10 protein-coding genes are annotated in these 12590 nt (G+C 69.6%); 3 read left to right on the top strand and 7 right to left on the bottom strand.

Annotated features, from left to right (window positions below; all coding sequences use genetic code 11):
• Positions 1-182 precede the first annotated feature (182 nt).
• Positions 183-923, bottom strand: a complete 741-nt coding sequence (locus OG286_RS27290) for a Tellurium resistance (protein WP_396319596.1) — start codon at positions 921-923, stop codon at positions 183-185.
• Positions 924-1364: 441 nt separating this feature from the next.
• Between OG286_RS27290 and OG286_RS27285 the strand changes: the two genes are divergently transcribed.
• On the top strand, positions 1365-2597 hold the full coding sequence (locus OG286_RS27285; protein ID WP_396319597.1) for a DUF2637 domain-containing protein: 1233 nt from the start codon (positions 1365-1367) through the stop codon (positions 2595-2597).
• Positions 2598-2724: 127 nt separating this feature from the next.
• Here the strand turns inward: OG286_RS27285 and OG286_RS27280 are convergent, their stop codons facing one another.
• From OG286_RS27280 to OG286_RS27260, 5 genes are all read right to left on the bottom strand, one after another.
• Complete coding sequence (locus OG286_RS27280; protein ID WP_396319598.1) at positions 2725-3831, bottom strand: DUF475 domain-containing protein; 1107 nt, start codon at positions 3829-3831, stop codon at positions 2725-2727.
• 69 nt (positions 3832-3900) lie between these two features.
• Complete coding sequence (locus OG286_RS27275) at positions 3901-4476, bottom strand: TerD family protein (RefSeq protein ID WP_396319599.1); 576 nt, start codon at positions 4474-4476, stop codon at positions 3901-3903.
• A gap of 209 nt (positions 4477-4685) precedes the next feature.
• Positions 4686-5261 (bottom strand): TerD family protein, encoded by a 576-nt coding sequence (locus OG286_RS27270; protein ID WP_396319600.1) that lies wholly within the window; start codon positions 5259-5261, stop codon positions 4686-4688.
• A 197-nt stretch (positions 5262-5458) separates the two neighbouring features.
• Positions 5459-5917, bottom strand: coding sequence for a peroxiredoxin (locus OG286_RS27265; RefSeq protein WP_396319601.1), 459 nt, complete (start codon positions 5915-5917; stop codon positions 5459-5461).
• Positions 5918-6157: 240 nt separating this feature from the next.
• A complete protein-coding gene (locus tag OG286_RS27260; RefSeq protein ID WP_396319602.1) occupies positions 6158-6592 on the bottom strand; it encodes a DUF3052 domain-containing protein in 435 nt (144 codons plus the stop codon).
• A 516-nt stretch (positions 6593-7108) separates the two neighbouring features.
• Between OG286_RS27260 and aceE the strand changes: the two genes are divergently transcribed.
• Complete coding sequence (gene aceE / locus OG286_RS27255) at positions 7109-9859, top strand: pyruvate dehydrogenase (acetyl-transferring), homodimeric type (protein WP_396319603.1); 2751 nt, start codon at positions 7109-7111, stop codon at positions 9857-9859.
• Between the two features lie 141 nt (positions 9860-10000).
• On the opposite strand, the gene OG286_RS27250 is transcribed toward aceE, so the two are convergent.
• Positions 10001-11605, bottom strand: a complete 1605-nt coding sequence (locus OG286_RS27250; protein WP_405359710.1) for an MFS transporter — start codon at positions 11603-11605, stop codon at positions 10001-10003.
• Between the two features lie 221 nt (positions 11606-11826).
• On the opposite strand from OG286_RS27250, the gene OG286_RS27245 reads away from it, so the two are divergent.
• On the top strand, positions 11827-12537 hold the full coding sequence (locus OG286_RS27245; RefSeq protein WP_396319605.1) for a TetR/AcrR family transcriptional regulator: 711 nt from the start codon (positions 11827-11829) through the stop codon (positions 12535-12537).
• Positions 12538-12590 lie beyond the last annotated feature (53 nt).

The raw sequence follows: 12590 nt of genomic DNA, 5'->3' as shown, positions 1-12590 counted from the left end.
CCCGGCACGCCCGACCGCCCCAGCGTGCCCGCCGCCCACGGGGCCGCCCGACGTACCACCCTCCCGGTACTCACGGTCCCGCGACCACCCGCAGCCGTCCCCGCCCGCCGTCGGACTGCCCCCAAGCGCCCCCGCTCGCTCCCAATCGCCCCCGACTGCTCCCGCCGCTCCGACTGCTCCGTCTACTCCGGCCCCGAAGCGTTCTTGTACCCGCGCTGCCACTGCATCCCGAAGCCGTACAGCCGGTCGATGTCCGCCTGGAACCCGTTGACGTACCGCACCTCGCGCCGGACGGTCAGCGTGTTGTCCCCGGTGTTCTCGATCAGCACCACCGCGCAGGAGCGCGCCGCAGCCGCCCGTTCCTCCAGCTTGATCTCGATCCGCGGGCCGGTCTGCGGCACGATCGTCACCACCGCGTTGGCCTGCTCGAACGCCGGCGTGCCGTCGTAGATGTAGACGAAGATGAGCAGCCGCTTGAACTGCTCCTTCTTCTCCAGGTTGACGTACATCGTCTCGCCGGACGGCGCCCCGTACTGGTCGTCCCCGCTGAGTTTGACGTAGGGCGCGCGCTGGAGGTCGCCGAAGTAGCCGCCGAGCGGCTGCACCACGCCCCGGCTGCCGTCGGAGAGTTCGTACAGACAGGCGAGGTCGAGGTCGACGTTGAGCTGCGCGGACTGCTGGGAGTCCGGCTCCATCGGGCTGAGGATGCGCGGGCTGAGCCAACGCTTGAGGGTGTCCCGGCCGGACGGTCGCGGAGCCCCTATCCGGGTGGTCCAGTGCAGGTTGACGTAGAGGTACCCGGTGGTGGCCGCGGCCCCGGTGATCGCGTGCTGCGGAGTCGACTTGGTGAGCGTGATCTTGTGCTGCCCGCCCGGGTCGAGGGTGTTCCGCTCCCCGCGCAGGTACTCCCAAATCGAGGCCATCCCAGTCCTCCCCTGGTCCCGCCAGTCGATCTGGCGGTCCACCGCTCCATGATCGGGCATCAGCCCGCCGGCCGGAAAGCCGGACTTCCCACCCGGCGGACTCCCTACCCAGCCCCATACCCCGAACACCGGCCGCCGCCACGGAGGGCCACCACCACGAACAACCGGCACGCCCGGACAGCCGCCGACACGAACACCCGCCACGCCCCGACAGCCGGCACCGGCGGGTCGGTTGGCGGGGGGAACCCCGACTCCCGTAACATGCCGCCCCTTCGGACGCGATATCGTCTAGCCGCACAGGTGTCCCGCCCGCCCCTTGCCCGGGTGAGGCGAACGCGCCGACAGCAAAGACGCACCGTCAGGCCCGGTCCCGGGGACGGAACCTGACCGCCTGTGTCCACTGTGACCTGTCCCCTGCGGAAACCCGAGGCCCGACCCGCAATGAACCTGACCTCCATACAGCTGGTCTGGACCGTCATCGGCGGCGCAGCCCTGCTGTTCACCGCCATCCTGGTGGCGACGCTGCGCTTCAAGAACACCGGCAGGACCGAGGAGTCGGGCGACTCCTGGGAGCGCAGCGAGGAGCGCCGCCGGCGCAAGGAGATGATCTACGGGATCTCCTCCTACGTCCTGCTGTTCTGCTGCGCCGGCGTCGCGGCCGCGCTGTCGTTCCACGGCCTGGTGGGCTTCGGCAAGGAGAACCTGGGCCTGTCCAACGGCTGGGAGTACCTCGTCCCGTTCGGCCTGGACGGCGCGGCGATGTTCTGCTCGGTGCTCGCCGTGCGCGAGGCCAGCCACGGTGACGCGGCGCTCGGTTCGCGTCTGCTGGTCTGGGTGTTCGCGATCGCCTCGGCGTGGTTCAACTGGGTGCACGCCCCGCGTGGCGTGTCGCACGACGGTGCCCCGCAGTTCTTCTCCGGCATGTCGATCTCGGCCGCGATCCTGTTCGACCGGGCGCTGAAGCAGACCCGCAAGGCCGCGCTGCGCGAGCAGGGCCTCGTCCCGCGTCCGCTGCCGCAGATCCGCATCGTCCGCTGGCTGCGCGCCCCCCGCGAGACCTACGCCGCCTGGTCGCTGATGCTGCTGGAGAACGTCCGCAGCCTGGACGAGGCGGTCGAGGAGGTGCGCGAGGAGCGCCAGGCGAAGCTGGACGCCAAGGTGCGTGCCCGCAGCGCCGACCGCCGGGAGCGCGCCGAGCTCAAGGCCATCTCGCGCCAGGGCGGCATGCTCGCCCGGGCCCGCGGCGGCCGCCAGGTGCCCGCGCTCACCGCTGCCGGAGACGGCCCGAGCACTACGGAGCCTGCCCTAGCCGCTGACGCTGCCGCCTCCGAGAACACCTCGTCCGCGTTGGAGCACGCCCCGATGAGCGCCCTGGACGCCGGCCGCCGCCCGCGCGCCGCCGTCGGCTCCTCCTCGCTCGGCTCGTCCGCGTACGGCTCGGCCTCCTCGCTCGGCTCGTCCACGTACGGCTCGTCCTCTTCCTACGGGTCGTCCTCCTCGTACGGGTCCTCCGACGAGTCGTCGTACCGCAGCACGGGCAGCGGCAGCAGCAGTTCCTCCTCGTCGTACCGCAGTTCGGCCATCGACCTGACGGCCGACGACGACACCCTGTCGATGCCCAAGCTGGACTCGCTGGAGCGCAAGCTGCGCGCCATCGAGCAGCAGCTGGGCTAGGCCTTCAGCACTGCGGGGCAGAGCCCCGAACACGCGGAACGGCCGCCCCCTTCCTCTCGAAGGGGGCGGCCGTTCCGCTTCCGTCCGAACGCCACCGGGGCGCTGCGGGCCGGACTGGGCCAAGGTGTTACTTGCCGGTGCTCACCAGCTCCCGCTCCTCGCCTCCGTCGCCGTCGGCGGACTCGCGCCGGTTGCGCAGGATCGACGACCCGAGGGCGAGACCGATGAAGGCGACGCCGATCAGGCCGGTGACGATCTCCGGAATGTGGTACTTGATGCCGACCATCAGGATCACCGCGAGCGCGCCGATCGCGTAGTGCGCGCCGTGCTCCAGGTAGACGTAGTCGTCCAGGGTGCCCTTGCGGACCAGGAAGACGGTCAGCGAGCGGATGTACATCGCGCCGATGCCGAGGCCCAGGGTGATCTGGAAGATGTCGCTGGAAATCGCGAACGCGCCGACGACGCCGTCGAAGGAGAACGACGCGTCCAGAACCTCCAGGTACATGAAGAGGAAGAACGCGGCCTTTCCGCCCACCTGGACGATGGACTTGCCGCTCTTCTCGGCCCTCTCCTCCTCCTCGGCCTCTTCCTCCAGGCCCGCCTCGAAGACCGAGGAGAGCCCGTTCACGACGAGGTAGGTGACCAGGCCGAGCACACCCGCGAGCAGCACCGTCTCGGCGTGCTCACCGGCGAAGAAGTTGGACGCCAGCAGCAGCGTGACCAGCGCGACGACCGTCGAGAAGGCCTCCAGCTTGCCGACCTTCTCCAGCGGACGCTCGATCCAGGCCAGCCAGTTGTAGTCCTTCTCCTCGAAGATGAAGTCGAGGAAGATCATCAGCAGGAAGACGCCACCGAAGGCCGCGATGGCCGGGTTGGCGGCCTCCAGGTACTGGGCGTACGTCATGCCCTCGTACGTCGCGTCCGAGTGGAGCGCGAGGTCGATGACCGTAGCCGGGTTGAGGTGCGCGGTGAGGCCGACAACCAGCAGCGGGAAGATCAGCCGCATACCGAAGACGGCGATCAGCACGCCGACGGTGAGGAAGATCTTCTGCCAGTACGGGTTCATCCGCTTCAACACCGTGGCATTGACCACCGCGTTGTCGAACGACAGGGAGATCTCCAGGATGGAGAGGATCAGCACAATGCCGAATCCCTCGGCTCCCCAGAGCAGGCCGGCTGCGATCAGCCCGATGACGGTGATCGCGAATGACCAGCCGAATGTGCGGAGGAACACGGGACTTGGTTACCTTTCGAGTTCATGGCGCCGCCTGCGGCCGAAGCGCAGCAGGCGAGTTTCGCGCCTTTACTGTACGTTTACGCCGAAATCGAGGGCAATACCGCGCAGGCCCGAGGCGTACCCCTGGCCCACTGCCCGGAACTTCCACTCCCCCGCGTAGCGGTACAGCTCGCCGAAGATCATCGCGGTCTCGCTGGACGCGTCCTCGGAGAGGTCGTAGCGCGCGATCTCCTGTCCGTCCACGGAGTTGACCACGCGGATGTAGGCGTTGCGCACCTGGCCGAAGTTCTGCAGCCGCGACTCGGCGTCGTAGATCGAGACCGGGAAGACCACCTTGTCCACCTGCGGCGGGACGAGGTCCAGGTTGACCAGGACGACCTCGTCGTCGCCGTCGCCGTCGCCGGTGAGGTTGTCGCCCTGGTGCTCGACCGAGCCCTCGGGGCTCTTCAGGTTGTTGTAGAAGACGAAGTACTCGTCGCCGAGCACCCGTCCTCCCGAGCAGAGCAGCGCGCTGGCGTCGAGGTCGAACGGCGCCCCGGTGGTCGAGCGGGCATCCCAGCCGAGGCCGATCTGCACCTGCGTCAGATTCGGCGCGGCCTTGGTGAGCGAGACGTTTCCACCCTTGGCGAGCGTGACACTCATGGCTGTCCTTCCTCCCTTTGCCTCCCGGGGCGCATCTAGGTCTATTCCCCCGTGGCCCCGCCCGGCCTCTTCCGGCCGGCTGAACTTCCTGAACTCCTATCCTTCCAGTGCGCCGGGGCAACGCGAAGCCGGGGCGGCCGCCGACGTCTCACGTCGGCGGCCGCCCCGGCCGGTGGTGCTGCGTCAGGCCTCCGGGGCCCGCCCCGGGCTCAGACGTTGACGCCGAAGTCCTGGGCGATGCCGCGCAGGCCGGAGGCGTAACCCTGGCCGATGGCGCGGAACTTCCACTCGGCACCGTTGCGGTAGAGCTCGCCGAAGACCATCGCGGTCTCGGTCGAGGCGTCCTCGGAGAGGTCGTACCGGGCCAGCTCCTTGTTGTCGGCCTGGTTCACCACGCGGATGAACGCGTTGCGGACCTGGCCGAAGTTCTGCGTCCGGTTCTCGGCGTCGTAGATGGACACCGGGAAGACGATCTTGGACACGTCCGCCGGAACGCCGGCCAGGTTGACCTTGATCTGCTCGTCGTCGCCCTCGCCCTCACCGGTCAGGTTGTCGCCGGTGTGCTCGACCGAGCCGTCGGGGCTCTTCAGGTTGTTGAAGAAGACGAAGTTGCCGTCCGTGCCGACCTTGCCCTGGTCGTTGCAGAGCAGGGCGCTGGCGTCCAGGTCGAAGTCCGTGCCGGTGGTGGTACGGACGTCCCAGCCGAGGCCGACGACCACGGCGGTCAGGCCGGGGGCCTCCTTGGTGAGCGAGACATTGCCGCCCTTGCTCAGGCTGACACCCACTTGTCCTCCAAGAATCGGGAGGCACGCCGTGGTGCCCCCGTGGTGCGGTCCAAGGCGTCGGCGGCGGTTGCCCCCGGGCCTCTGACCAGCCAACGGACCGATCGTAGTGCCGGGTTCCCGTCCTGGGCAGGGAACGGGCCCGGCGTGGCTGTTCGAATTCTCGGCCGGACCGGGCCCGCGGGGGGCGGAAGGCGGGCTCAGAGCGAGCCGAGGACCTTCAGGTACTCCTGCTCGTCACGGGCGTCCGGGAGGTCGTTGACGACGCTCCAGCGGACCACGCCGGCCTTGTCGATCACGAAGGTGCCGCGGACCGCGCAGCCCTTCTCCTCGTTGAAGACGCCGTAGGCGCGGGAGACCTCCCCATGCGGCCAGAAGTCGGAGAGCAGCGGGTAGTCCAGGCCCTCCTGCTCGGCGAAGACGCGCTGGGTGAACGGCGAGTCGTTGGAGACGCCGAGCACCTGGACGTCGTCGTTCTGCAGCCGCGGCAGCTCCTTCTGGATCGCGCAGACCTCGCCGGTGCAGACGCCGGTGAAGGAGAACGGGTAGAAGACCAGGACGACGTTCTTCTCGCCCCGGAAGTCGGAGAGCTTGACCAGCTCGCCGTGCTGGTTCTTCAGCTCGAAGTCCGGAGCCTCGGTGCCGACCTCGATGGCCATGGTGGGACCTTTCTGACGCGACGGGGCCGCGCGGCGGGCGCGGCGAGCGACATCCTCGCATCCGTTTGCACCGATTCGGCCGAACGGGTGAGGGCGCCCTCGTCCGGGGCGGTCACTTTCGCCCTGGGCGAACGCACTCACCGGCAGGGTCTCCAGCCGGGAAGGTGAAACGACCGGGCCCCGCTGGAGCTTCCTCCAGCGGGGCCCGGTCCTGGTTCGCGGCTCAGCTCCGCGGGGCGCTCAGCGCTTGCCCGCCTTGGTGGCCTTGGTCGCCAGACGGGTGGCGGCCCAGTCCTTGGCGATCGCGATCGAGCTGGTCTGGGAGAGGCCGGCCGTCCGCGCCGCATCGGCGATGTCCGAGGCTTCGATGTGACCGTCGCGGCCGGTCTTGGGCGTCAGCAGCCAGATCAGGCCGCCCTCGGCCAGGTACTCCAGGGCGTCGACGAGGGCGTCGGTCAGATCCCCGTCGTCGTCGCGGTGCCACAGCAGGACGGCGTCGGCGACGTCGTCGTAGTCCTCGTCGACGAGATCCGTCCCGGTGAGCTCCTCGATGCCTTCGCGGAGTTCCTGGTCAGTGTCGTCGTCGTACCCCAGCTCCTGGATGATCTGGTCCTTCTCGAAACCGAGACGGTGCGCCGGGTTGGACTTGTCCGCGGGGTCCGCGGTCGCGCTCACGGGAATAACCTCCAGTATTCGGCCCGGCATCCATGCCGAGGCTGTGGCCGTAGTCCACACGGGCGCGGCGGTTCGCGCAAGTACCCGACCCCCGATCCCCTCCAAAGGTTGACGTGTCGCAGGGGGACACGCCGGTCGAGGTGTCGCGAATCACACCGATTTGCCCTTCTCTGCGTGAGACAAGGATGCTTCGGGTGGTCCCGGTCCACAGGCCGTACGCGTGCCCGAGATGCGAACGGCATTCGGGTCCGCGCGTGCGCGGGCGTAGAGTCTCCTGTTGGCCCTCACCCCGACCGTCCGCCATCGGACGGTCGGGCAACCAGGTCGGACCACCTCTTTTCGTAACACCCGGTGGTGCGCGGCGCAGGCAACAGCGCCTGTCCCGCACTCCGCCAGACCGTACCGCCCACCAGGCGGAACGGTTACCGATCGGTAGAGATGACGGATCTCCGAGCGCGGTAGCACGATGGAGGCGGCGCGACACACCTAAGTTTCGACCGACAGTGAAGGAACAGCGTGGCTTCCGGATCCGATCGCAACCCGATCATCATTGGCGGCCTTCCGAGTCAGGTCCCGGACTTCGATCCCGAGGAGACCGCGGAATGGCTGGAGTCGCTTGACGCGGCCATCGACGAGCGGGGGCGCGAGCGTGCCCGCTACCTGATGCTCCGCTTGATCGAGCGCGCCCGCGAGAAGCGTGTCGCCGTGCCCGAGATGCGCAGCACGGACTACGTCAACACCATCGCCACCAAGGACGAGCCCTTCTTCCCCGGTAACGAGGAGATCGAGCGCAAGGTCCTCAACGCCACCCGTTGGAACGCGGCCGTCATGGTTTCGCGCGCCCAGCGCCCGGGCATCGGCGTGGGCGGCCACATCGCCACCTTCGCCTCCTCCGCGTCGCTCTACGACGTCGGCTTCAACTACTTCTTCCGCGGCAAGGACGCCGAGGGCGAGTCCGGCGACCAGATCTTCTTCCAGGGTCACGCCTCCCCCGGCATCTACGCCCGCGCGTTCCTCCTGGACCGACTGACCGAGCAGCAGCTCGACGCCTTCCGCCAGGAGAAGTCGAAGGCCCCGTACGGCCTCTCCAGCTACCCGCACCCGCGGCTGATGCCGGACTTCTGGGAGTTCCCGACCGTCTCGATGGGCCTCGGCCCGCTCGGCGCGATCTACCAGGCCCGGATGAACCGCTACCTGGAGCACCGGGGCATCAAGGACACCTCCGACTCGCACGTCTACGCCTTCCTCGGCGACGGCGAGATGGACGAGCCGGAGTCGCTGGGCCAGCTGTCGCTCGCCGCGCGCGAGGGCCTGGACAACCTGACCTTCGTGGTCAACTGCAACCTGCAGCGTCTGGACGGCCCGGTCCGCGGCAACGGCAAGATCATCCAGGAGCTGGAGTCGCAGTTCCGCGGCGCCGGCTGGAACGTGATCAAGCTCGTCTGGGACCGCAGCTGGGACCCGCTGCTCGCGCAGGACCGCGACGGCGTCCTGGTGAACAAGCTGAACACCACGGTGGACGGCCAGTTCCAGACCTACGCCACCGAGACCGGCGCGTACATCCGCGAGAACTTCTTCGGCGGCGACCTGCGGCTGCGCAAGATGGTCGAGAACATGACCGACCAGCAGATCCAGCACCTGGGCCGCGGCGGTCACGACCACGCCAAGGTGTACGCGGCGTTCAAGGCCGCGCGCGAGCACACGGGCCAGCCGACGGTCATCCTCGCGCAGACGGTCAAGGGCTGGACGCTCGGCCCCAACTTCGAGGGCCGCAACGCGACCCACCAGATGAAGAAGCTGACGGTCGAGGACCTCAAGCGCTTCCGCGACCGCCTGCACATCCCGATCACGGACAAGCAGCTGGAGGAGGGCTACCCGCCCTACTACCACCCGGGCCGTGACTCGGAGGAGATCCAGTACATGCACGACCGCCGCAAGGAGCTGGGCGGCTACGTGCCGACCCGCAAGGTGCGGCCGCGCAAGCTGGAGCTCCCGGGCGACGACGCGTACAAGGCGGTCAAGAAGGGTTCCGGCAACCAGACCATCGCCACCACCATGGCGTTCGTCCGGGTGCTCAAGGACCTGATGCGCGACAAGGGCATCGGCAACCGCTTCGTGCCGATCGCCCCGGACGAGTACCGCACGTTCGGTATGGACTCGCTGTTCCCGTCGGCGAAGATCTACAACCCGCTCGGCCAGACCTACGAGTCGGTCGACCGCGAGCTGCTGCTCGCGTACAAGGAGTCGCCGACCGGGCAGATGCTGCACGACGGCATCTCCGAGGCCGGCTGCACCGCCTCGCTCATCGCCGCGGGCTCGTCCTACGCGACCCACGGCGAGCCGCTGATCCCGGTCTACGTCTTCTACTCGATGTTCGGGTTCCAGCGCACCGGCGACCAGTTCTGGCAGATGGCCGACCAGCTGGCCCGCGGTTTCGTGATCGGCGCCACCGCCGGCCGCACCACCCTGACCGGTGAGGGCCTGCAGCACGCCGACGGCCACTCGCAGCTGCTGGCCTCGACCAACCCGGGCGTCGTCGCGTACGACCCCGCGTACGGCTTCGAGATCGCGCACATCGTCCAGGACGGCCTGCGGCGGATGTACGGCTCGTCCGCGGAGTTCCCGCACGGCGAGGACGTGTTCTACTACATGACCGTCTACAACGAGCCGATCAAGATGCCGGCCGAGCCGGAGAACGTCGACGTCGAGGGCATCCTCAAGGGTCTGCACCGGTACGCCCCGGCGGCCGCCGGCCAGATCCCGGCCCAGATCCTCGCCTCCGGCGTGGCGGTGCCGTGGGCCCTGGAAGCCCAGCGCATCCTCGCCGAGGAGTGGAACGTCAAGGCCGACGTCTGGTCCGCGACCTCCTGGAACGAGCTGCGCCGCGACGCGGTGGAGGCCGAGGAGTTCAACCTCCTGCACCCGGAGGAGCCGCAGCGCGTCCCGTACGTGACGCAGAAGCTCCAGGGCGCCGAGGGCCCGTTCGTCGCCGTCTCCGACTGGATGCGCGCGGTGCCGGACCAGATCTCGCGCTGGGTGCCGGGCCAGTACCAGTCGCTGGGCGCCGACGGCTTCGGCTTCGCCGACACCCGTGGCGCGGCCCGTCGCTTCTTCCACATCGACGCCCAGTCGGTCGTCCTCGGCGTGCTCACCGAGCTCGCCAAGCAGGGCAAGGTCGACCGCAGCGCCCTGAAGGACGCGATCGACCGCTACCAGCTGCTCGACGTGGCGGCCGCCGACCCGGGCGCCGCCGGCGGCGACGCCTGACCGGCAGCCGGACCCTGAGGGGCCGGACCTCCACCCGGAGGTCCGGCCCTTCGCCGTTCCCGGGCCCGTCGGAGCGTCCCGGTACGCGGGCGGCCCCGGACTCGGTGGAGTCCGGGGCCGCCCGCGTACCGCGGGGCGGGGTCAGATGTGCACGGCGGGGCCGGCGTCGGTGGCGCCGCGGCGGGTGAGGAGGCCGAGGAGGGCCGCCGCGAAGGCCACCACGGAGGCAACCGCGAAGGCGAGCGACATCCCGCTGACGAAGGAGTCGTGGACGGCGCCGGCCATCGCGTCGACGGCCTGCTGCGGGGTGCCGGGCGGGGCCGGCGGGGCGATGCCGAGCTGGGCGGCCTGGTTGAGGCCCTCGGCCTGGGCACTCTCGACCGGCGGCAGTCCGGCCCTGGCCCAGTTGCCGGGCAGCACGTCGGTGACCTTGGCGGCCATCAGCGCGCCCAGGACGGCCGTGCCCAGGCTGCCGCCGACCTGCATCGCGGCCTGCTGGAGGCCGCCGGCGACGCCGGAGAGCTCCAGCGGGGCGTTGCCGACGATCACCTCGGTGGCGCCGACCATGACCGGGCTGATGCCGAGGCCCATCAGGACGAACCAGAGCGACATCACGCCGGTGCCGGAGCCCGCGTCCAGGGTGGACATGCCGAACATCGCGGCGGTGGTGATCAGCATGCCGGCCACGATCGGGATCCGCGGGCCGAGCCTGCCGATGGCCAGGCCCGCCAGCGGCGAGCCGACGATCATCATGCCGGTCATCGGCAGCAGGTGGACGCCGGCCGAGACCGGCGACATCCCGTGCACGTTCTGCAGGTAGAAGGTCACGAAGAAGATCGCGCCGAAGAACGAGAAGGCCATCAGCACCATCAGCAGGGTGCCGGCCGAGAGCGGAAGCGAGCGGAACAGGCTGAGCGGGATGAGCGGCTCGCGGGCCTTGCTCTGCCAGAACGCGAAGAGCGCCATCAGGACCACCGCGCCGCCGAGGAAGAGCACGGTCCGGGTCTCGCCCCAGCCCCACTCGGGCGCCTTGATGATGCCGAAGACCAGCGCGAACATCGCCACCGAGAGCAGCACGATGCCGGGGATGTCGAAGGACTTGGCGGCGTTCTCCGCCCGGACGTCCTTGAGGATCCAGATGCCGAGGGCCAGCGCGATCAGGCCGACCGGGATGTTGATGAAGAACACCGACTCCCAGTTGACGTGCTCGACCAGCAGGCCGCCCACGATCGGGCCGGCCGCGGTGGACGCGCCGATCACACCGCCCCAGATGCCGATCGCCATGTTGAGCTTCTCGGCCGGGAAAGCCCCGCGCAGCAGGCCGAGCGCGGCCGGCTGGAGCAGCGCGCCGAACAGGCCCTGGAGGACCCGGAAGGCGATCACCATCTGGATGTTGGTGGCGAACCCGATCGCGGCCGAGGTGGCGGCGAAGCCGACGGCACCGACCAGGAAGGTGTTCTTGTGGCCGAACCGGTCCCCGATCTTGCCTGCGGTGATCAGGAAGACCGCCAGGGCCAGCAGGTAGCCGCTGGTCACCCACTGGATCTCGGAGGGCGCGGCCTTGAGGTCGGCCTGGATGACGGGGTTGGCGATCGCGACGATCGTGCCGTCCAGGGCGACCATCATCACGCCGACGGCGACGGTCAGCAGGGTCAGCCAGGGGTGCCCCTGGAGGCGGCCCCCGGACGGAGGCTTGCGCTGCGGCGGCACGTCCGCCCTGGCGCTCTTGACGACGGACTGGCTCATCTGGGCCCTCCGGGGGCATTGCGGCGGAACAACGGGCATGGGTGTGGCGCCCCGGCCACCCGTCCCCACGAGTTACCCGGCCGTAGGGCGCCACGTCGGGGAGATTATGTCAGCGACTGTCATTCGGCAAACGCTGACTAGTGTCCGTCACTGACATTTGTCAGACCGCTACAGTTGTGCTCCTGCACCCCAGCCGCACCCACCGCCCGGAAGGCCCCGCCATGGCCGCTCAGCCCCCGCCCGCCGCCACCACCCCGGCGGCCGGCAGAACCGCCGGCCGCGGCGGGACCGCCGACGGCACCGGCCCCGGCCTGCGCGAGCGCAAGAAGCAGCAGACCAGGGACGCCCTGATCGAGGCCGCCCACCGGCTCTTCCTGAGCCAGGGCTTCGCCCGGACGACCGTGGACGAGATCGCCGCCGCCGTCGACGTCTCCCAGCGCACCTTCTTCCGCTACTTCGCCAACAAGGACGAGGTCGCACTCGCCGTCCTGGCCGACGCCGAGGACTACTTCATCGACCGGCTGCGCCGGCGCCCCGCCGCGGAGAACCCGATCCAGGCGCTGCGCGCCGCCATCGTCGAGTCCTGGCGCGAGCTCGGCTCCCCGCTGCACACCGGCCCCGGCTCGGTCACCAGCGCGCTGGAGCTGATCGCGATGATCGAGGAGTCACCCACCCTGCTCGCCGCCCACCTGTGCCGGGTCACCGAGCAGGAACGGGTGGTCGCCCAGGTGATCGCGGCCCGCGAGGGCCTGGACCCGGCCGAGGACCTGCGCCCCACGGTGATCGCCGCCGTCTTCGGCAGCGTGCTGCGCGCGGCCCACCTGTCCTGGACCGCCGACCAGGAGGAGTCCGGCCCGGAGGGCATGATCGCCCTGATCGGGCGTTACTTCGACCAGCTGGGGCCCGCGTTGGCCGGTGACTGGCGGCACTGAGACCCGCCTGTCATACCGGGGTACTACCGCCGGATCCAGCCCCCGGTCGGACG

Source organism: Kitasatospora sp. NBC_00039, from assembly GCF_045160625.1.
Taxonomy (GTDB): Bacteria; Actinomycetota; Actinomycetes; order Streptomycetales; family Streptomycetaceae; genus Kitasatospora.
The sequence above is the reverse complement of the archived record's forward strand: the minus strand, read 5'-3'. Positions and strand labels throughout refer to the sequence as shown.